Genomic DNA, 18,789 nt, shown 5'->3' on the forward strand with positions numbered 1-18,789 from the left:
CGGAAGCCGCCACCACGGTTGTCGCCACCACGGTCGTCGCGGCGGAAGCCACCGGACGGACGGTCGTTGTCACGGCGGAAGCCACCGGACGGACGGTCGTTGTCACGGCGGAAGCCGCCACCACGGTTGTCGTCACGGCGGTCGTCGCGGCGGAAGCCACCACGGTCACCGCCACGGTCGCCACCGCGGTCGCCGCCACGGTCACGGCGCTCGTAGTTGCCCCGCTCGTCGCGGAAGGCCGGGGTGCGCTCCTCGCGGCGCTCCTGGACCGGCTCGGCGGCGACGACGGCCGCGGCGACCTCGGCCTCGGCGGCCTCCGTCACCTCGGCGACCGCGGCCTCCGGGTCCTCGCCCCGCTCGCGCGCGGAACGGGCGACCAGGCGGTCGGCCTCGTCGCGGAGCTCGGCGGCGCGGCGGGTCAGACGCTCCAGCTGCTTGGTGAGGTCGGCGACCTCACGCTCGGCCTGCTTGGCGGCGTTGTTCGCCGAGTCGGCCTGGACCTCGGTCAGCGAACGCGCACCGGTGATCTCGGCGACCTCCGGGTCGAACGCGCCGGCGCTCTGGATGATGTGGCGCGAGGCGTCGACGCCCGCGTCCTCCATCAGCCGGAAGATCTGGCGGCGCTGGTGCGGCAGCGACAGGGAGACGACGACACCGGACTTGCCGGCACGAGCCGTACGGCCCGAGCGGTGCAGGTAGTCCTTGTGGTCACCGGCCGGGTCCACGTTCAGGACCAGGTCGATGCCGTCGACGTGGATACCGCGGGCGGCGACGTCGGTGGCGACCAGCGCGTTGACGTAGCCGTCCTTGAAGTCGGCGAGCACGCGGGTACGGGCACCCTGCGTCATGCCGCCGTGCAGCGCGTCCGCCTTCACGCCGGACTCGACGAGCTGCTCGGCGATGCGGTCGGCGCCCAGCTGGGTGCGGACGAAGATGATCGTGCGGCCCTTGCGGGCGGCGATCGCGGCCGTGACCGGCGCCTTGTCCTTCGGCTTCACGACGAGGACGTGGTGCGTCATGGTCGAGACGTTGCCCTGCGCGCTGTCGACCTCGTGCGTGACGGGGTTCGTCAGGTAGCGCTTGACCAGCGTGGAAATCTCGTTCTCCATGGTGGCGGAGAAGAGCATGCGCTGGCCGCCGCCGGGGATCTGGTCGAGCAGCTCGGTGACCTCGGGCAGGAAGCCCAGGTCCGACATCTGGTCGGCCTCGTCGAGGACGGCGATCTGGACGTTCTCGAGCGAGCAGGCGCCACGGTTGATGATGTCGCGCAGACGGCCCGGGGTGGCGACGAGGACGTCGACACCGCGCTCCAGGGCGTAGATCTGGTTGCCCATGGACGTACCGCCGCAGACGACCTTCATCTTCAGGCCGAGCACGTCGCCGTACGGCTGGAGCGCGTCCGCGACCTGCATCGCGAGCTCACGGGTCGGGGTGAGGATGATCGCGCGGGGCTTCTTCTTCTCGGTGGAGCCGCCGGCCAGCGAGGCCAGGGTCGGCAGACCGAAGGAGAGGGTCTTGCCGGAGCCGGTACGGCCACGGCCGAGGATGTCCTTGCCGGCCAGGGCGTCCGGGATGGTCGCGGCCTGGATCGGGAAGGGGCTGGTCACACCGTTCTGCGCGAGCTTGCGCACGACGCCCTCGGGGAGGCCGAGGTCGGCGAAGGTGATGGTGGGCTCGGTGGGCTCGGAGTCCTCGGTGGACTCGGCCTCGGTGACGTCGGAGACCTCGGTCTCGACGATCTCGGTGGCCTCTACGGCCTCGACGATCTCGTCGTTCTCGGGCATGACGGCGTGGTCAGAACTGAAAATGGACATGCGAAATGCGAAACCTTCCGGAGTCTCGGCACGCGCCCGTCAACTCCGTGAAATTCGCAAATCGACCGCCTCAATGCGGTCCAGCCACGGCTAGGGAGAGTACGCGCCACGCGGCGCTCTTCTGTGTCGGCGCCGGGCAATGGGATCAAACGATCTACCACCATACGCACTCTCCCCCACCTATGGCAAACCGGGCTCCGTCACACCGGTCCGCGCACCGGCCCTCAAGCCGGTCCGACCTGCGGCGATGCCTCTGGTTCGGCCGGCGCTCCCGGGCCGTCCGCCGCCCGCATGGCACCCATGTGGGTGTCCGCGCCGGGCGTCGCCGTGGGCGAGTCGGTCGGCTCGGGCGTCGGCTCCGGAGTGGGGCTCGGGCTCGGCTCCACGGTCGGCTCGGGCGTCGGCTCCGGCGGGTCGACCGGCGGCGTGACCTCCCCGGCCGGCTCGCTCGGACCGCCCGCGCCGCCACCCGGCCCGCCGGGCTCCTGGCCGCCCGGCTTGGGCCGGCCGCCGCCCGCGACCCCGCCCGCCGGCGCGTCCGCAGGGGGCTTCCCGGAGGCCGTCGGCGACCCGCTGGGCACCGGCGACTCCTCCGTACCGGCGCCGTCCACGTCCGGGCCGCTCCGGCCGGTCGGCTCCCGGCCGGTGCCGCCGTGCCCGCCGCCCGGGACCCCGGCGTCCGCGCCGGACCCGTCCGCCACACCCTGCTTCCCCGCGGACTTGCTCGGCGCCGGCTTCGCGCCCTCGTCACTCACACTCATGCAGCCGCTCAGACCGGCACAGGCGGCCACGGCCAACGCGGTCGCGACCCATCTCACACGGGTGGGCAAATGGCGCACGGAGGGCACCTCCAGGACACAAAGGGTGGGAACAGCGGGCAGGAAAACCGTGTTTCGCTGCCCAACTCCCTTTGCACCACAAGGGACACGCCCCCAGGGCAAGCTCAGCCGCTTCAGCCACCTCAGCCGTAGCCGAGCGCGTGGAGCCGCTCGTCGTCGATCCCGAAGTGGTGGGCGATCTCGTGCACGACGGTGATCTCGGTCTCCGCGACCACGTCCTCCTGTGACTCGCACATCCGCAGCGTCGGCCCCCGGTAGATCGTGATCCGGTCCGGCAGCACACCCGCGTACCACTCGCCCCGGTCCGTCAGCGGAGTCCCCTCGTACAGCCCGAGCAGCTCCGGGTCGTCCGGCGCCGGTTCGTCCTCGACGAACACCGCGACGTTGTCCATCAGCCGCGTCAGCTCCGGCGGGATCCGGTCCAGGGCCTCGGCCACCAGCTCCTCGAACTCCTCGCGCGTCATCTCCAGCACCCGGCCATTGTCCCCCCAGGTGAAACCGTTTTGGCGATAGCGGTCGGCATCCCATATGCTTCTCACGTCCCCGACGCGCTGCGAAGCGCTCAGGTGAGCCTCTAGCCCTCATCGTCTAGTGGCCCAGGACGCCGCCCTTTCAAGGCGGTAGCACGGGTTCGAATCCCGTTGGGGGCACGCAACATCCTGTGCGAGACTGGTTCTCGCACATCGCAAGGTCCTGTGGAGCAGTTGGTTAGCTCGCCACCCTGTCAAGGTGGAGGTCGCGGGTTCAAGTCCCGTCAGGATCGCTGAGATCAGCAATGGTCTCGTGGCTGGGTAGCTCAGTTGGTACGAGCGATCGCCTGAAAAGCGATAGGTCGCCGGTTCGACCCCGGCCCCAGCCACAAGGAGAAGGCCCCGTTCGAAAGAGCGGGGCCTTTGTCGTGTCCGGAGACGGGAGGACGGAGCGGGAGTACGGAGCGGGAGTACGGAGCGGGAGTACGGAGCGGGAGTACGGAGCGGGAGTACGGAGCGGGGGCACGCGAGCCATCGCCCGCGCACCCCCGCCCCCTCAGGCCTCCCGGCTCCGCCGCCGCCCGCGCCATCCGCGCACCGCGAGCACCAGCGCCACCACCGCCACGACGAGCACCAGCAGCGCCCAGTCCGGCACCGAACGGCCCAGCGACGACACCCGCTCCTCCACCGCGAACGAGTCGTCCACCGACAGCAGGCCCGGCAGCGCCGTCGTGCCGTCGAAGATCAGGAAGACCGACCCGAGCACCACGAAGAACAGCCCCGACAGGAGCGACGTCGTGTGCAGCTCGAAGCGGCCGAGCCGGACCGTCCGGCCCCGCAGCCAGCGGCGCCGGCCCAGCTCGTACCGCTCCCAGAGCAGCGCGAGCAGGAACAGCGGCACCGCCATGCCCAGCGCGTACACCGCGAGGAGCAGACCGCCGTACGCCGGGCTGCCGCTCAGCGCCGCCACCGTCAGGACGCTGCCGAGGATCGGGCCCGCGCAGAAGCCGGCCAGGCCGTAGACCAGGCCGAGGGCGTAGACGGAGACCGCCGTGGTCGGCCGGATCCGGCCGCTGACCTCGGCGATCCGGCGCGAGGCGAAGCCCATCCCGAGGATCTGCAGCACGCCGAGCGCGATGATCGTCCAGCCGCCGACGGCCACCAGCAGGTCCCGGTGGCCGTAGAAGAGCCGGCCGGCGAACGAACCGGCCGCGCCGAGCGGGACGAGGGTGGTCGCCAGGCCCGCGTAGAAGATGCCGGTACGGGCGAGCAGCCGGCTCTTCGAGTCGATCGAGTACGCGAAGAAGGCCGGGAGCAGCAGAGCGCTGCACGGGCTCAGCAGGGCGAGCAGGCCACCGAGGAACGCGGCCAGATAGCCGATGTCGGAGGTCATCGGCCGGCCTTCGACCCGGCCGCCTTCGCCGTCTTCGCCGCCGACTCGATCGCCTCGGTGAACGCCTCCATCGGCTGCGCGCCCGCGATCGGACGGCCGTTGACCAGGAACGACGGCGTCGAGGTCGCGCCGAGCGAGTACGCCTGCTCCTGGTCCTTGCTCACCGCCGCCCGAGCGTCGGCGCCGTCGCTGTCCTTCGCGAACCGGGCGAGGTCGGGGACCCCGGCCTCCTCCGCGAGCGCGGTCAGCCGGTCCTTGCCGAAGCCCTTCTCCTTGGCGCCCTCGGCGTACGCGGCCTTGTGGAACTCCCAGAACCGGCCCTGCTGCCCCGCCGCCCACGACGCCCGGGCCGCCGCCTCGGACTCCGCGCCGAAGATCGGGAAGTTACGCCACTCGATGCGCAGGGTGCCGTTCTCCACGTACTTCTTCACCAGCTCGGGCTCGGTGTCCCGGGCGAACTTCCCGCAGTAGCCGCACTTGAAGTCGGCGTACTCGATGAGGACGACGGGCGCGTCGGCCCGCCCCATGGCCAGCTTGTCGGCCGCGTCCCGGCGGGCGTACGCCTCCAGCTCGGGGTAGATGCCGGCGGACGGGTCGGCCGAGACCTCGGCGACCGGGGAGCCGGCCGAGCCCCCGGAGTCGGGCCGGGTCGCGCTGAACGAGACGACTCCGAGCAGCGCGGCGGCGACGGCCACCCCGGCGATGATCATGACCGGCTTGGACCTGGACGTGGACGTAGGCATGCGGAAGTGCTCCTGAACGTGGAGAGAGGGGGACGGACGACGACGGCGGCCGGCCCTCTAGACGCGCAGGATCGACAGCTCCACGGGTGACTGCGGTACGAGCTCCGGCGGCTCCGGGCCCGGCACCAGCGCACGTATGGCCTGGTCACAGCCCCAGGTCCCGGCCCCGGACGCCCGCTCCCCCGCCAGCGTGGGCAGCAGATCGCCGAAGCCGTTCGGGCGCGGCGGGGTGGCCGGCCGGGCGGCGCCGTCGACCGCGTGACTCTGTCCGCAGCCCGGCACGCCGCTCCCGACGACCACCGCGGAGGACGCCACCACGGGGGACGACTCCGCCACCACCGCCGACGTCCTCGCACCGCACCCAAGAACCCCGAACACCACGCCCACCAGCGCGGCGAGCGCCGCGAGCGCGCGGGCGGTGCGGGACATGGGGGTACCTCTCAGCTCGACGTGCCCGAAATATTACGGGTCGGACCTCTGCGGCACCCCGGCCGCACCCCCGGCCGCACCCCACGGAAATCGGTTCGCCGGTACTCGGCCCGGGGTGCGATCCTGGATTCCGTATGTCTACTTCCTTCGCCGCCCTCCAGTCCGTCCTGGCCGAGGTCTCGCTGCGGGACGCGCACCGGCTCGGCCGCCGTCTCGAGGGCGCCCGCCGCATCCGCAAGCCCGAGGCCCGTGAGGCCGTCCTGGACGAGATCGCCGCCGAGGCCGGCAAGGCCAAGGAGCGCGTCGACGGGCGGGCCTCCCGCGTGCCCGCCGTCACGTATCCCGAGCAGCTGCCCGTCTCCCAGAAGAAGGACGTGATCCTGGAGGCGATACGTGACCACCAGGTCGTGATCGTCGCCGGTGAGACGGGCTCCGGTAAGACCACGCAGATCCCCAAGATCTGTCTGGAGCTAGGCCGGGGCGTCCGGGGCATGATCGGCCACACCCAGCCCCGCCGGATCGCGGCCCGTACGGTCGCCGAGCGCGTGGCCGACGAGCTGAAGACCCCGCTGGGCGAGGCGGTCGGCTGGAAGGTCCGCTTCACCGACCAGGTGAACCCCGACGCGACCTTCGTGAAGCTGATGACCGACGGCATCCTGCTCGCCGAGATCCAGACCGACCGCGAGCTGCGCGCCTACGACACGATCATCATCGACGAGGCCCACGAGCGGTCCCTCAACATCGACTTCCTGCTCGGCTATCTGGCCCAGCTGCTGCCCAAGCGCCCGGACCTCAAGGTCGTCATCACCTCCGCGACCATCGACCCGGAGCGTTTCTCCCGACACTTCGGCGAGGCGCCGATCGTCGAGGTCAGCGGGCGTACGTACCCGGTCGAGGTCCGCTACCGGCCCCTCCTCGAAGAGGACAGCGAGGAGTCCGACCGGGACCAGATCACCGCGATCTGCGACGCCGTCGACGAGCTCCAGTCCGAGGGCCCCGGCGACATCCTCGTCTTCCTCTCCGGTGAGCGGGAGATCCGCGACACCGCCGACGCGCTCAACAAGAAGCAGCTGCGCAGCACCGAGGTCCTCCCCCTCTACGCGCGGCTCTCCCACGCCGAACAGCACCGCGTCTTCCAGGCCCACTCCGGCCGCCGGATCGTCCTCGCCACCAACGTGGCCGAGACCTCGCTGACCGTCCCGGGCATCAAGTACGTGATCGATCCGGGCACCGCCCGCATCTCCCGCTACTCCCACCGCACCAAGGTCCAGCGCCTGCCGATCGAGGCGGTCAGCCAGGCCAGCGCCAACCAGCGCAAGGGCCGCTGCGGCCGTACGTCCGACGGCATCTGCATCCGGCTGTACTCCGAGGACGACTTCGTCTCCCGCCCGGAGTTCACGGACGCCGAGATCCTCCGTACGAACCTGGCCTCCGTCATCCTCCAGATGACCGCGGCCGGCCTCGGCGAGATCGAGAAGTTCCCCTTCATCGACCCGCCGGACCACCGCAACATCCGGGACGGCGTGCAGCTCCTCCAGGAGCTGGGGGCGATCGACCCGACCGAGAAGGACCCGAAGAAGCGGCTGACCCAGCAGGGCCGGCAGCTCGCCCAGCTCCCCGTCGACCCCCGCCTGGCCCGCATGGTCCTGGAGGCCGACAAGAACGGCTGCGTACGCGAGGTCATGGTGATCGCGGCCGCGCTCTCCATCCAGGACCCGCGCGAGCGCCCCGCCGAGAAGCAGGCCCAGGCCGACCAGCAGCACGCCCGCTTCAAGGACGAGACCAGCGACTTCCTCGCCTTCCTCAACCTCTGGCGCTACATCCGCGAGCAGCAGAAGGAGCGCGGCTCCAGCTCGTTCCGCCGGATGTGCAAGTCGGAGTACCTGAACTTCCTGCGCATCCGCGAGTGGCAGGACATCTACGCGCAGCTGCGTACGGTCGCCAAGCAGATGGGCATCCACCTCAACGAGGAGGACGCGCCCGAGCAGTCCGTGCACACCTCGCTCCTCGCCGGTCTCCTGTCGCACATCGGCATGAAGGACGTGAAGGAGGGCGCGAAGAACGAGTACCTGGGCGCCCGCAGCGCCAAGTTCGCGGTCTTCCCGGGTTCGGCGCTCTTCAAGAAGCCCCCGCGCTTCATCATGTCCGCCGAGCTGGTGGAGACCTCGCGGCTCTGGGCCCGGGTCAACGCGAGGATCGAGCCCGAGTGGATCGAGCCGCTGGCCCAGCACCTGATCAAGAAGACGTACAGCGAGCCGCACTGGGAGAAGGACCAGGCGGCCGTGATGGCCATCGAGAAGGTCACCCTCTACGGCGTCCCGATCGTCACCGACCGCAAGGTCAACTACGGCCGGATCGACCCCGAGGCCTCCCGCGACCTGTTCATCCGCAACGCGCTGGTCGAGGGCGACTGGCGTACGCACCACAAGTTCTTCGCGGACAACCGCAAGCTCCTCACCGAGGTCGAGGAGCTGGAGCACCGTGCCCGCCGGCGGGACATCCTCGTCGACGACGAGACGCTCTTCGACTTCTACGACAAGCGCGTGCCCGAACACGTGGTGTCCGGGGCGCACTTCGACTCGTGGTGGAAGCACAAGCGGCACGAGGAACCGGAGTTCCTCGACTTCGAGCGCGAGATGCTCATCAACGAGAAGGCCGCCGGGGTCACCAAGGAGGACTATCCGGACTCCTGGCGGCAGGGGCCGCTGAAGTTCCGGGTGACGTACCAGTTCGAGCCGGGCGCGGACGCCGACGGTGTGACGGTCCACATCCCGCTCCAGGTGCTCAACCAGGTCACGGACGAGGGCTTCGACTGGCAGATCCCGGGCCTGCGCGAGGAGATCGTCACCGAGCTGATCCGTTCGCTGCCGAAGCCGATCCGCCGCAACTACGTGCCGGCGCCGAACTTCGCGACCCGCTTCCTGGACTCGGCCGTACCCCTCCAAGAGCCGCTGCCGGTCACGCTCGCCCGCGAGCTGCACCGGATGGTCGGCGTCCCGGTCTCCCCCGACGACTTCGACCTGTCCCGGATCGCCGACCACCTGAAGATCACCTTCCGGATCGTCGACGAGCGGCGCCGCAAGCTGGCCGAGGACAAGGACCTGGAGGCGCTGAAGCTCCAGCTGCGCCCCAAGGCCCGTCAGGCGCTCTCCCAGGCCGCCGCCGCGGCCACGGGTGGCCCTGACGGCTCCGGGCCGTCCCTGGAGCGCACAGGGCTCACCGACTGGACGATCGGCACGCTCACGAAGGTCTTCGAGACCCGGCGGGCCGGCCAGCCGGTCAAGGCGTTCCCGGCGCTCGTGGACGCCGGTGACACCGTCTCCGTACGCCTCTTCGACACGGAGGCCGAGCAGGAGCGGGCGATGTGGCAGGGCACGCGGAAGCTGATCCTGCTGAACATCCCGGTGAACCCGGCGAAGTTCGCCTCGGACAAGCTCACCAACCAGCAGAAGCTCGCCCTGTCCCGTAACCCGCACGGCTCGATCCAGGCGCTCTTCGACGACTGCGCGACCGCCGCCGCGGACAGGCTGATCGCCGACCACGGTGGCCCGGCCTGGGACGAGGAGTCCTTCCGGAAGCTGTACGACAAGGTCCGCGCCGACCTCGTCGACACGACCGTCCGGACGGTGGATCAGGTCCAGCAGATCCTGGCCGCCTGGCAGGCCTGCGAGCGCCGTCTGAAGGCCACGAACAGCCTCGCGCTGATCAACAACCTGGCGGACGTGCGCACGCAGCTGGCCTGGCTGATGCCGGCCGGCTTCGTCACCAAGACGGGGCTGAAGCGGCTGCCGGACCTGATGCGCTATCTGGTGGCCGTGGACCGCCGGCTCCAGCAGATGCCGACCGGTGTGCAGCGGGACACCACCCGGATGGAGAAGGTCCACGAGATGCTGGACGAGTACGCCTGGCTGCTCGAACAGCTCCCGAAGGGGCGGCCGGTGGCGAGGGAGGTCACCGACGTCCGCTGGATGATCGAGGAGCTCCGGGTCAGCTATTTCGCCCACGCGCTCGGCACGGCCCACCCCGTCTCGGACAAGCGGATCGTGAAGGCGATCGACGCATTGGCCCCGTAAGGGACGGGCGGCCGGGGTGTCGCCTTCCGCCGGTTCGACCAGACCGTCTGACCTGCTGTACAGTCTTCTTCGCAGCCCCCACCGAGGGCTGCGAATCAAGGTCCTGTGGAGCAGTTGGTTAGCTCGCCACCCTGTCAAGGTGGAGGTCGCGGGTTCAAGTCCCGTCAGGATCGCTTGCAAGAAGGCCCACATCGAAAGATGTGGGCCTTCTTCGTTGCCTCCCGGTGTATTGACGGCGTCGGGCGGGGCCCGGTACCCCTGCATCAGGGAATCGGGGGCCCACACCGGAGGTGGTCGCGCATGGCCGCGGCGTCCGCAGCACGACACGAGATACGGGCGCTGTTGCGCGCCCATCTGGCGGCCGCGTCCCGCCAGCGGCACCTCACCCGCCTCTGCCCCGTCTGTCACCGCCTCCAGCGGCTCGTGATCGAGGGCGAGGTCGAGGTCGAGCACACCGAGGACGAAAGTCCCACCAGCCCATGACCAACGGCGGGTTGAGGGCCGCGCGCGGAGTGGCAGGCTGTTCCTTGGCAAGACTTCACCAGTGTGACGGGAGTCACCGAACGAGTTTTACGAACCCCCGCACTTGCACCCTCCCTACACCAGCCCCATTTAATATGTGCAATTGCACCACTCTTCGAGGCCGGTGAGCCGGCACAAAAAAGATCGCGCTGGACCCGGCGGAGTCCAGCGCGATCGATGACGAAGAGCCTGTTGGGGCAGGCACCAAGTCGGCAGAGCTTGGGTGGGCGGTCCAGGTTGGGGGACCCGGATATGCCCGGTGTTACGGGGTGTTGCGCGTACCTCAGGCCTCGCTGCGCTGCTGCGGAATGCCCGCGAGCAGAGCGCGGACCTCAGCCTCGCGGTAGCGGCGATGTCCACCCAGGGTGCGGATGGACGTGAGCTTTCCTGCCTTCGCCCAACGGGTCACCGTCTTCGGGTCCACGCGGAACATCGTGGCAACCTCGGCGGGGGTCAGCAGCGGCTCGGCATCAGGGGTGCGAGCGGTCATGAGCGGCCTCCTCGGGAGAACCGAACCTTCTCGGTTCTTTCCTCTAAATTCTGCACCTTGACCCGCGTTGCCCGAAATGGCGGACGCGAGCCGAGTCGGTTATAGGACGAACGGCTTGTCCTCGGCACTACAACTACACCATCCGTCCAGCCACGTCGGCCAAACCGATGGAATTGCCCTCGCAGGTGTTCATCAGCGGCGGAAGTCGATGGACCATGCCATAACGGACAGTCACGCCGCTGTGACGATCAGTCACAGAGCGATCAGGAGTCCTCAGACCCCCCATAGAGTGCAATGCTGAGCGTTCCGCCCATAGTTGGACGGAAGGAACCCTCCCCGGACTCCTTGTCCTATTTTGGCACGAGGGAGGGTGATGGACGCAAGGGCGCAGTAAGTGCTATCCGTCACGCTTGAGCCAAAGGCCCGGATCGGGACCTACGTCCCGAGGTGGACTCACCTACGTCCCGTCACGGACGCACCGGGAGTCCTCATCGGACACAGCGAGGCCACAGACACCGCTCAATGATCATTTACATCAGGTCGACATGTCTTGTCGATGGTCAGTTGGCAAACTGCAGGTTGCGGATGGCCCGCCACCGCTCGGCGAGCCGGCCGTACGCCTCGCCCGCCGCCTCCCCGTCACCGTCCCGCAGCGCCGCGATCCCCTCCGCGACATCGGCCGCCGACCGGTCCTCCGCCAGCAGCTCCGGCGACAGCGCGTGCACCAGACCGCCGTAGTCCAGCTCCACGAGCGCCCGCGGATGGAACTCCTCCAGCCACCGGCCGACCTCGACCAGGCCCTCCGTCATCGGACCCTCGTCGATCGACTCCCGCAGCGTCTTCAGCGCCCGCGCGATCCGCCGCCGCGCCTGCACCATCGGCGTCCGGTACCGGAACACCGGCGCCACCCCGCCCGCCCGGTCCCCCGGCACGTACTCCCGCTCCTCGTCCGCGAAGAGCGTGAACCAGCGCACCGGCACCTGCCAGACCGCCGTACGGATCCACGGCCGGGCGTCCGGGTTCCGCTCCCGCCAGCGCTCGTGGTCCGCCGCCACCTGGGCCCGCACCACCGGCGGCAGCATCGCGTCCAGCACCACCCCCGGCAGCGGCGCCCGCCCGGGCTCGACGTCCCCGCTCCGCCCGAGCTCCTCCATGGCCAGCAGGGCCCGCATCCGGGTCCGCCACGGACAGACCACGACCACCCCGTCCACCTCCGCGACGAAGGCGTCCCCGCTCTCGTGGACCGGCACCGGGACCGCCGGGGTCGGCAGCAAGTCCGCCAGCGACCGACGCAGTTCGTCCTGGGCCGTCGGCGTCCCCGCCCGGCGCGCGTACTGCGCCCAGTGCGCCCGCTCGGGCTCCGGGAAGGCCCCCAGGGGCTCGTAGACCCGCAGATAGGAGGCGTACGGGACGAGGACCGAGGAGGCGACCGACATGTCGCGAATCCTTCCACGGCGGTACTCCGGGAGGGGGTGATCCTGCGCACTGGGGCGGATCTACGCCCGCGTAGGACTTACTCTCTTGCCGAACCGGTCCCGCCACCACCCGCATGGGGGGACCGGCGTAACCGCCGCTTCGTACTTGGGAGTCACCACCGTGACCGATGTGACCGGCGTTCCTGCTGCTGACGTACTGCACACCCTGTTCCATTCGGAGCAGGGTGGCCACGAGCAAGTCGTGCTCTGCCAGGACCGCGCCTCCGGCCTCAAGGCCGTCATCGCCCTCCACTCCACCGCCCTGGGCCCCGCCCTCGGCGGCACCCGGTTCTACCCGTACGCCACCGAGGCCGAGGCCGTCGCCGACGCGCTGAACCTCTCCCGGGGCATGTCCTACAAGAACGCCATGGCCGGCCTCGACCACGGCGGCGGCAAGGCCGTGATCATCGGCGACCCCGAGAAGATCAAGACGGACGAGCTGCTGCTCGCCTACGGCCGCATGGTCGCCTCCCTCGGCGGCCGCTACGTGACCGCCTGCGACGTCGGCACCTACGTCGCCGACATGGACGTCGTCGCCCGTACGAACCAGTGGACCACCGGCCGCTCGCCCGAGAACGGCGGCGCCGGCGACTCCTCCGTCCTCACCGCCTTCGGTGTCTTCCAGGGCATGCGCGCCTCCGCCCAGACCCTCTGGGGCGACCCCACGCTGCGCGACCGCAAGGTCGGCGTGGCGGGCGTCGGCAAGGTCGGCCACTACCTGGTCGAGCACCTCCTGGAGGACGGCGCCCAGGTGTACATCACCGACGTCCGCGAGGAGTCGGTGCGCCGGATCACCGACAAGCACCCGCAGGTCACGGTCGTCGCGGACACCGACGCCCTGATCCGCGTCGAGGGCCTGGACATCTACGCCCCGTGCGCGCTGGGCGGCGCCCTGAACGACGAGACCGTGCCGGTCCTGACCGCCCGGATCGTCTGTGGCGCGGCCAACAACCAGCTGGCCCACCCCGGTGTCGAGAAGGACCTCGCGGACCGCGGGATCCTCTACGCGCCCGACTACGTGGTCAACGCCGGTGGCGTGATCCAGGTCGCCGACGAGCTGCACGGCTTCGACTTCGACCGCTGCAAGGCGAAGGCCACCCGCATCTTCGACACCACCCTGGAAATCTTCGCGCGTGCGAAGGCGGACGGCATCCCGCCGGCCGCGGCCGCCGACCGGATCGCCGAGCAGCGGATGGCGGACGCCCGGCGCGGCTGACCGGTGGCCGATTCTTGACGGGCCGCCCGCCCGCCGACCGCCCGCTGCCCGCAAGGGCGTTCGCGGGTCGCTCCCAGGGGCGAACTTTGTAGGTTCACCCCAATCGAGAGATGACTCACCCCGGTCGGCGGGTCGGCCCTCCAGAAGAGGTTAAAATCGCGATTGACCAGCGAGGACAGGGCTCCTCGATGGTTCTGTACCGGGGCATGTGATGCGTGCGGCGTACCGTATGGCCACGGAAGCAGGTACCGTTGAAGCCCTACGGACCGGTCTCTCCTTCGAGAGCCCGTTCCGAATCATGAACGCGTGTCAAGACTCTGGGGCCGCCGAGCCCCGTCACCGAGGGGGTCGAGCCATGGGGCGCGGCCGGGCAAAGGCCAAGCAGACCAAGGTCGCCCGCCAGCTGAAGTACAGCAGCGGCGGGACTGACCTGTCGCGTCTGGCCAACGAGCTGGGCGCTTCGACTTCGAACCAGCCGCCGAATGGCGAGCCGTTCGAGGACGACGACGAGGAAGACGACCCGTACGCGCAGTACGCGGATCTCTACGACGACGACGAGGACGAGGACGACGAGTCCGGTCCCGACGCGTCGTCCCAGCGTCGCACTTGACCTCTTAACAAGAGTGCCGCTCAACACTGAACCCGGTCCGGGACACCCGGACCGGGTTTCTGTGCGTCCGCAGGACGGCTCACGAAGGGTGTGGGCGGGCCCGTGGCCCACCCGCACCCGTCGGATCAGACCGCGTAGTCGCCGACCAGCTCCGCGCCCGTCGTGTGCTCGCCGCGCTCGGTGATCTCGCCCGAGACCCAGGCCTCGACGCCCCGGTCCTCCAGGGTCGCCAGGACCACGTCCACGGACTCGGCCGGGACGACGGCCATCATGCCGACGCCCATGTTCAGGGTCTTCTCCAGCTCCAGGCGCTCGACCTGTCCGGCCTTGCCGACCAGGTCGAAGATCGCGCCCGGCGCCCAGGTCGAACGGTCGACCGTCGCGTGCAGCCCGTCCGGGATCACCCGCGCCAGGTTGGCGGCCAGGCCACCGCCCGTGATGTGGCTGAAGGCGTGCACCTCGGCCGTCCGGGTGACCGCCAGGCAGTCCAGCGAGTAGATCTTCGTCGGCTCCAGGAGCTCCTCGCCCAGGGTCCGGCCGAGCTCCTCGACACGCTGGTCGAGGCTCATGCCGGCCCGGTCGAAGAGGACGTGGCGGACGAGCGAGTACCCGTTGGAGTGAAGGCCGGAGGACGCCATGGCGATGACGGCGTCACCCGTACGGATGCGATCGGGGCCGAGGAGACGGTCCGCCTCCACCACGCCCGTACCGGCGCCGGCGACGTCGAAGTCGTCCGGGCCGAGCAGTCCGGGGTGCTCGGCGGTCTCGCCGCCGACCAGTGCCGTACCGGCCAGGACGCAACCCTCGGCGATGCCCTTGACGATGGCGGCGACCCGCTCGGGGTGCACCTTGCCGACGCAGATGTAGTCGGTCATGAAGAGCGGCTCGGCGCCGCACACGACGATGTCGTCCATGACCATCGCGACCAGGTCGTGGCCGATGGTGTCGTAGACGCCCATCTGGCGGGCGATGTCGACCTTCGTACCGACACCGTCGGTGGCGGAGGCGAGCAGCGGCCGCTCGTAGCGCTTGAGGGCGGAGGCGTCGAAGAGGCCGGCGAAGCCGCCCAGACCACCGAGGCCCGCGACTTCCGGGCGCTGGGTCTTCTTCACCCACTGCTTCATGAGTTCGACGGCGCGGTCGCCCGCCTCGATGTCGACGCCCGCGGACGCGTAGGAGGCACCGGTGGTCTGAGACATGGGTTCAGAGCTTTCGTGTCGTTACTGCGGTACTGCGGGGTGCAGCGGGGTCTTACGGGCGGCGCAGCGCGTCGGCGGCCGCGGTCGCGGCGGGGCCGGCGGCCAGCTCGGTCTCCAGGAGCTGCTTGCCGAGCAGCTCGGGGTCCGGCAGCTCCATCGGGTACTCGCCGTCGAAGCAGGCCCGGCAGAGGTTCGGCTTGTCGATGGTGGTCGCCTCGATCATCCCGTCGATGGAGATGTACGAGAGCGAGTCCGCGCCGAGCGACTTGCCGATCTCGTCGATCGACATGCCGTTGGCGATCAGCTCCGCGCGGGTCGCGAAGTCGATGCCGAAGAAGCAGGGCCACTTCACGGGCGGGGAGGAGATCCGGATGTGGATCTCGGCGGCGCCCGCCTCGCGGAGCATCTTGACCAGGGCGCGCTGGGTGTTGCCGCGGACGATCGAGTCGTCCACGACGACCAGGCGCTTGCCCTTGATGACGTCCTTGAGCGGGTTCAGCTTCAGCCGGATGCCCAGCTGGCGGATGGTCTGGGACGGCTGGATGAAGGTGCGGCCCACATAGGCGTTCTTCACCAGGCCCGCGCCGAAGGGGATGCCGGAGGCCTCGGCGTAGCCGATCGCGGCCGGCGTGCCGGATTCCGGCGTCGCTATCACCAGGTCGGCCTCGACGGGCGCCTCCTTGGCGAGGCGACGGCCCATCTCGACGCGCGAGAGGTAGACGTTGCGGCCGGCGATGTCCGTGTCCGGACGAGCCAGGTACACGTACTCGAAGACACATCCCTTGGGCTTCGCTTCCGCGAATCGCGAGGTGCGGATGCCGTTCTCGTCGATCGCGATCAGCTCGCCCGGCTCGACCTCGCGGACGTAGCTGGCGCCGCAGATGTCGAGGGCGGCGGACTCGGAGGCGACGACCCAGCCGCGCTCCAGGCGGCCGAGGACCAGCGGGCGGATGCCCTGCGGGTCACGGGCCGCGTAGAGGGTGTGCTCGTCCATGAAGACGAGGGAGAAGGCGCCCCGGACCTCGGGGAGGATCTTCGCGGCGCCCTGCTCGATGGTGAGCGGCTTGCCGTCCTCGTCGACCTGCGCGGCGAGGAGCGCCGTGAGCAGGTCGGTGTCGTTGGTGGCCGCGACACGGGTGGTGCGGCCTTCCTGCTTGGGCAGGTCCGCGACCATCTCGGCGAGCCGGGCCGTGTTCACCAGGTTGCCGTTGTGGCCGAGCGCGATCGAGCCGTGGGCGGTCGCCCGGAACGTCGGCTGCGCGTTCTCCCACACGGAGGCACCGGTGGTCGAGTAGCGGGCGTGACCGACCGCGATATGACCTTGGAGGGAACCGAGAGAGGTCTCGTCGAAGACCTGGGACACCAGGCCCATGTCCTTGAAGACGAGGATCTGGGAGCCGTTGCTGACCGCGATACCCGCGGATTCCTGGCCCCGATGCTGGAGGGCGTAGAGCCCGAAGTACGTGAGCTTTGCGACCTCTTCACCCGGAGCCCAGACACCGAAGACGCCGCAAGCGTCCTGGGGGCCCTTCTCGCCGGGAAGCAGATCGTGATTGAGTCGACCGTCACCACGTGGCACGTTCCCGAGTGTAGGGGAGGTCGACCACTGGTCCGAATTGGGGAAATCGTCGGGGCCTTCGAATGGTGTGATCGTACGAACTGATCCACAAGCCCTTGGCGGGACACCCATGAGGGGCCCGGTGGCCAAGGGGGAGAAGGGCTCCGGGGGATCCCCGCCCGGGCCCGCAGGACGGCCTACCGGTGGGTAGGAGCGGGCCCGGGAGGCTCGCAGTGTGACGGAAGACGCAGCGGGAGGGCCTACTTCGGCGCGGTCGGGGTCGTCGTCGTCGCGGCGAAGCCCTCGCCGTCGGCGGCCGTGAGGCCCAGGGAACGGTGACCCAGCTCGTACGAGAGCGGTCCGTCGAGGAGCTCGTACAGCTTCGTCTCCAGCTCCATCTGCGCGGACGAGCACATCATCCGCGTGGTCACGACCGGTCCGGTGACGGTGAGGGTCGTGGGGGTGACCTTGGCGGTGGCGGTGAACCGGTTGCAGCCGAGGTTGCCGCGGACCTTGCCGTCCTTGTCGATCACGAAGGTGGCCTTGCCCTCGCTGCCCTGGGGCAGGGAGGTGGCCGTGTCGCCGGAGAGCAGGGAGTCGACGGTCCAGGTCGTGCCGCGCAGGGGAGCGGGCGGTTCGGAGGTCAGCGCGACGACGTTCTTGCCGTCCGGCGAGGTGAGGGTGAGCCGGTCGCCTTCGAGCCGGGCCTTCATCGAGCCGGCGAGGGCCTTCTGGAGCACCGTCTCGAAGGCGCCCCGCTCACCGGGACACGCCATCTCGGTGCCCTGGCCCGGCTTCACGGTGACCGTGTCCCCCTCGACCGACACCTCGGCCCCGAAGCCGTTGCAACCGCTGTTGCCCGACGCCTGGCCGTTCGCGGCGATCTTGATGTGGGCACCGGCGGGCGCGCGGCTCTCCTCGCCCGCCACGGTCACGGTGTCGAAGGACCAGTGCACTCCGGTGACGGGCACGTCGGGGGCGACGGTTCCGGCGCCGGGGTCGGAACCGGACTTCTGGGTGCCGCACGCCGAGAGCACGACGAGCGAGGCCAGGACGGCGGCGGCTGCGGTGGTGCGCGTCTTCAGCATGGCGATGGGACGGGCGAACGGTACGGACGGTTCCGTACCGCCTCCTCAGGTCACCCCAGGAGCCAGGTCACCCCATGAGCGGCAGCAGGGCGGTGAGGTCCGCCCGCTCTCCGCTGGCGCCGACGCGCGCCGCGTCCAGCTCCTCGGCCCACCCCGTCCGGCCGGTCGCGAGCCGGATCCAGGTCAGCGGGTCGGTCTCCACGACGTTGGGCGGGGTGCCCCGGGTGTGCCGGGGGCCCTCCACGCACTGGACGACGGCGAAGGGCGGGATCCGCACCTCGACCGCCCCGCCCGGCGCCTTCACCGCGAGCGCGTCGGCGAGCAGCCGCGTACAGGCGGCCAGGGCCTGCCGGTCGTACGGGATGTCCAGGCCGGTCGCCGCGTTCAGGTCGTCGGTGTGGACGACGAGTTCGACGGTGCGGGTGACCAGGAAGTCTGCGAGTCGCATGGCGCCGAACCGGGTCGGCACAAGCCGCTCGTCCGAGGCCCCGGAGACCCGCTCCTCGTAGAGCGCCGCCGTCCGCTCGTACAGCCCGGGCAGGTCGGCGGTGTCGAGCGCCCGGGTGTCCGCGTCGATCCGTGCGGCAGCCGTCGCGGTCGCCGACGGCCAGTCGAGCAGGGCGAGTTCCTGCTTCGCGGGCTGGGGCTCCGCGAGGTACCGGGCGACCGACCCGAGCGCCATCGTGAGGTGCGCGGCCAGCTCCCGTACGGTCCACTCCCCCAGCCGCGTCGGCCCGGCGAGCTGCTCCGGCGTGAGCCCCGCCACCGCGTCCCGTACGTTCCCGAACTGGGCGGGCACGGCGGCCCGGATCTTGGCGGAGTCGTAGCTGCGGGTGCGCTTCTTGGCCGGTGGCATGGGGGCGAGGGTAG

General features: G+C 70.2%; 16 protein-coding genes and 4 tRNA genes. 8 read left to right on the forward strand and 12 right to left on the reverse strand.

Translation table 11 applies throughout. The features are described 5' to 3' along the window. The 3 genes from Q5762_RS26325 to Q5762_RS26335 form a co-directional block, all read right to left on the reverse strand. On the reverse strand, window positions 1-1,814 hold a 1,814-nt coding region (locus tag Q5762_RS26325; RefSeq protein ID WP_315894725.1), incomplete at its 3' end, for a DEAD/DEAH box helicase. A 224-nt stretch (window positions 1,815-2,038) separates the two neighbouring features. After that, on the reverse strand, window positions 2,039-2,575 hold the full coding sequence (locus Q5762_RS26330) for a hypothetical protein (RefSeq protein ID WP_315894726.1): 537 nt from the start codon (window positions 2,573-2,575) through the stop codon (window positions 2,039-2,041). Window positions 2,576-2,775: 200 nt separating this feature from the next. Then, window positions 2,776-3,126 (reverse strand): metallopeptidase family protein, encoded by a 351-nt coding sequence (locus Q5762_RS26335; RefSeq protein ID WP_315894727.1) that lies wholly within the window; start codon window positions 3,124-3,126, stop codon window positions 2,776-2,778. A gap of 104 nt (window positions 3,127-3,230) precedes the next feature. On the opposite strand from Q5762_RS26335, the gene Q5762_RS26340 reads away from it, so the two are divergent. The 3 genes from Q5762_RS26340 to Q5762_RS26350 all read left to right on the forward strand — a co-directional run bounded on the left by Q5762_RS26340 (window position 3,231) and on the right by Q5762_RS26350 (window position 3,512). Then, window positions 3,231-3,303: transfer RNA gene (locus Q5762_RS26340), tRNA-Glu, on the forward strand. A 39-nt stretch (window positions 3,304-3,342) separates the two neighbouring features. Beyond that, window positions 3,343-3,416: transfer RNA gene (locus tag Q5762_RS26345), tRNA-Asp, on the forward strand. Between the two features lie 22 nt (window positions 3,417-3,438). Beyond that, window positions 3,439-3,512, forward strand: a tRNA-Phe gene (locus Q5762_RS26350). Between the two features lie 167 nt (window positions 3,513-3,679). Here the strand turns inward: Q5762_RS26350 and Q5762_RS26355 are convergent. From Q5762_RS26355 to Q5762_RS26365, 3 genes are read right to left on the reverse strand one after another with little or no spacing between them, the layout of a single operon-like run. Further along, on the reverse strand, window positions 3,680-4,516 hold the full coding sequence (locus Q5762_RS26355) for a cytochrome c biogenesis CcdA family protein (protein ID WP_315894728.1): 837 nt from the start codon (window positions 4,514-4,516) through the stop codon (window positions 3,680-3,682). Beyond that, the gene (locus Q5762_RS26360) at window positions 4,513-5,259 is read right to left on the reverse strand and encodes a thioredoxin domain-containing protein (protein WP_315894729.1); all 747 of its coding nucleotides are present in this window, start codon (window positions 5,257-5,259) and stop codon (window positions 4,513-4,515) included. The genes Q5762_RS26355 and Q5762_RS26360 overlap by 4 nt, the downstream gene beginning before the upstream one ends. A 57-nt stretch (window positions 5,260-5,316) precedes the next feature. Further along, complete coding sequence (locus Q5762_RS26365; protein ID WP_315894730.1) at window positions 5,317-5,688, reverse strand: hypothetical protein; 372 nt, start codon at window positions 5,686-5,688, stop codon at window positions 5,317-5,319. A gap of 134 nt (window positions 5,689-5,822) precedes the next feature. Between Q5762_RS26365 and hrpA the strand changes: the two genes are divergently transcribed. From hrpA to Q5762_RS26380, 3 genes are all read left to right on the forward strand, one after another. After that, complete coding sequence (gene hrpA, locus Q5762_RS26370) at window positions 5,823-9,761, forward strand: ATP-dependent RNA helicase HrpA (protein WP_315894731.1); 3,939 nt, start codon at window positions 5,823-5,825, stop codon at window positions 9,759-9,761. A 99-nt stretch (window positions 9,762-9,860) separates the two neighbouring features. Next, window positions 9,861-9,934 (forward strand) — tRNA-Asp (locus Q5762_RS26375). A gap of 127 nt (window positions 9,935-10,061) precedes the next feature. Beyond that, the gene (locus tag Q5762_RS26380; RefSeq protein WP_315894732.1) at window positions 10,062-10,244 is read left to right on the forward strand and encodes a DUF6274 family protein; all 183 of its coding nucleotides are present in this window, start codon (window positions 10,062-10,064) and stop codon (window positions 10,242-10,244) included. Between the two features lie 322 nt (window positions 10,245-10,566). Here the strand turns inward: Q5762_RS26380 and bldC are convergent, their stop codons facing one another. Continuing rightward, window positions 10,567-10,773 carry a developmental transcriptional regulator BldC gene (gene bldC, locus Q5762_RS26385; RefSeq protein WP_003949541.1) on the reverse strand — a complete coding sequence of 69 codons (207 nt, stop codon included), beginning with the start codon at window positions 10,771-10,773 and terminating at the stop codon, window positions 10,567-10,569. 560 nt (window positions 10,774-11,333) lie between these two features. Beyond that, window positions 11,334-12,209 (reverse strand): hypothetical protein, encoded by an 876-nt coding sequence (locus Q5762_RS26390; protein WP_315894733.1) that lies wholly within the window; start codon window positions 12,207-12,209, stop codon window positions 11,334-11,336. Window positions 12,210-12,369: 160 nt separating this feature from the next. Between Q5762_RS26390 and Q5762_RS26395 the strand changes: the two genes are divergently transcribed. Both Q5762_RS26395 and Q5762_RS26400 read left to right on the forward strand, forming a co-directional pair. Further along, window positions 12,370-13,464: a Glu/Leu/Phe/Val dehydrogenase dimerization domain-containing protein gene (locus Q5762_RS26395; RefSeq protein ID WP_315894734.1), complete on the forward strand. Its 1,095-nt coding sequence runs from the start codon at window positions 12,370-12,372 to the stop codon at window positions 13,462-13,464. Between the two features lie 355 nt (window positions 13,465-13,819). After that, window positions 13,820-14,074 carry a DUF3073 domain-containing protein gene (locus Q5762_RS26400; RefSeq protein ID WP_315894735.1) on the forward strand — a complete coding sequence of 85 codons (255 nt, stop codon included), beginning with the start codon at window positions 13,820-13,822 and terminating at the stop codon, window positions 14,072-14,074. Between the two features lie 125 nt (window positions 14,075-14,199). Here the strand turns inward: Q5762_RS26400 and purM are convergent, their stop codons facing one another. The 4 genes from purM to Q5762_RS26420 form a co-directional block, all read right to left on the reverse strand. Beyond that, window positions 14,200-15,273, reverse strand: coding sequence for a phosphoribosylformylglycinamidine cyclo-ligase (purM, locus tag Q5762_RS26405; protein WP_315894736.1), 1,074 nt, complete (start codon window positions 15,271-15,273; stop codon window positions 14,200-14,202). Between the two features lie 52 nt (window positions 15,274-15,325). After that, window positions 15,326-16,852: an amidophosphoribosyltransferase gene (gene purF / locus Q5762_RS26410; RefSeq protein ID WP_315894737.1), complete on the reverse strand. Its 1,527-nt coding sequence runs from the start codon at window positions 16,850-16,852 to the stop codon at window positions 15,326-15,328. A 239-nt stretch (window positions 16,853-17,091) separates the two neighbouring features. Then, a complete protein-coding gene (locus tag Q5762_RS26415; protein WP_315894738.1) occupies window positions 17,092-17,919 on the reverse strand; it encodes an META domain-containing protein in 828 nt (275 codons plus the stop codon). A gap of 67 nt (window positions 17,920-17,986) precedes the next feature. Further along, complete coding sequence (locus Q5762_RS26420; RefSeq protein WP_315894739.1) at window positions 17,987-18,775, reverse strand: sterol carrier family protein; 789 nt, start codon at window positions 18,773-18,775, stop codon at window positions 17,987-17,989. Between the last annotated feature and the right edge of the window lie 14 nt (window positions 18,776-18,789).

The sequence above is a fragment of the Streptomyces sp. P9(2023) genome (assembly GCF_032436795.1).
Taxonomy (GTDB): domain Bacteria; phylum Actinomycetota; class Actinomycetes; order Streptomycetales; family Streptomycetaceae; genus Streptomyces.

Coding starts and splice junctions, on each gene's coding strand:
- Q5762_RS26420 (WP_315894739.1), bottom strand. CDS start 18,775: ATGCCACCGGCCAAGAAGCGCACCCGCAGCTACGACTCCGCCAAGATC.
- purM (WP_315894736.1), bottom strand. CDS start 15,273: ATGTCTCAGACCACCGGTGCCTCCTACGCGTCCGCGGGCGTCGACATC.
- Q5762_RS26415 (WP_315894738.1), bottom strand. CDS start 17,919: ATGCTGAAGACGCGCACCACCGCAGCCGCCGCCGTCCTGGCCTCGCTC.
- hrpA (WP_315894731.1), top strand. CDS start 5,823: ATGTCTACTTCCTTCGCCGCCCTCCAGTCCGTCCTGGCCGAGGTCTCG.
- bldC (WP_003949541.1), bottom strand. CDS start 10,773: ATGACCGCTCGCACCCCTGATGCCGAGCCGCTGCTGACCCCCGCCGAG.
- Q5762_RS26330 (WP_315894726.1), bottom strand. CDS start 2,575: ATGAGTGTGAGTGACGAGGGCGCGAAGCCGGCGCCGAGCAAGTCCGCG.
- Q5762_RS26365 (WP_315894730.1), bottom strand. CDS start 5,688: ATGTCCCGCACCGCCCGCGCGCTCGCGGCGCTCGCCGCGCTGGTGGGC.
- Q5762_RS26380 (WP_315894732.1), top strand. CDS start 10,062: ATGGCCGCGGCGTCCGCAGCACGACACGAGATACGGGCGCTGTTGCGC.
- Q5762_RS26390 (WP_315894733.1), bottom strand. CDS start 12,209: ATGTCGGTCGCCTCCTCGGTCCTCGTCCCGTACGCCTCCTATCTGCGG.
- Q5762_RS26355 (WP_315894728.1), bottom strand. CDS start 4,516: ATGACCTCCGACATCGGCTATCTGGCCGCGTTCCTCGGTGGCCTGCTC.
- Q5762_RS26360 (WP_315894729.1), bottom strand. CDS start 5,259: ATGCCTACGTCCACGTCCAGGTCCAAGCCGGTCATGATCATCGCCGGG.
- Q5762_RS26400 (WP_315894735.1), top strand. CDS start 13,820: ATGGGGCGCGGCCGGGCAAAGGCCAAGCAGACCAAGGTCGCCCGCCAG.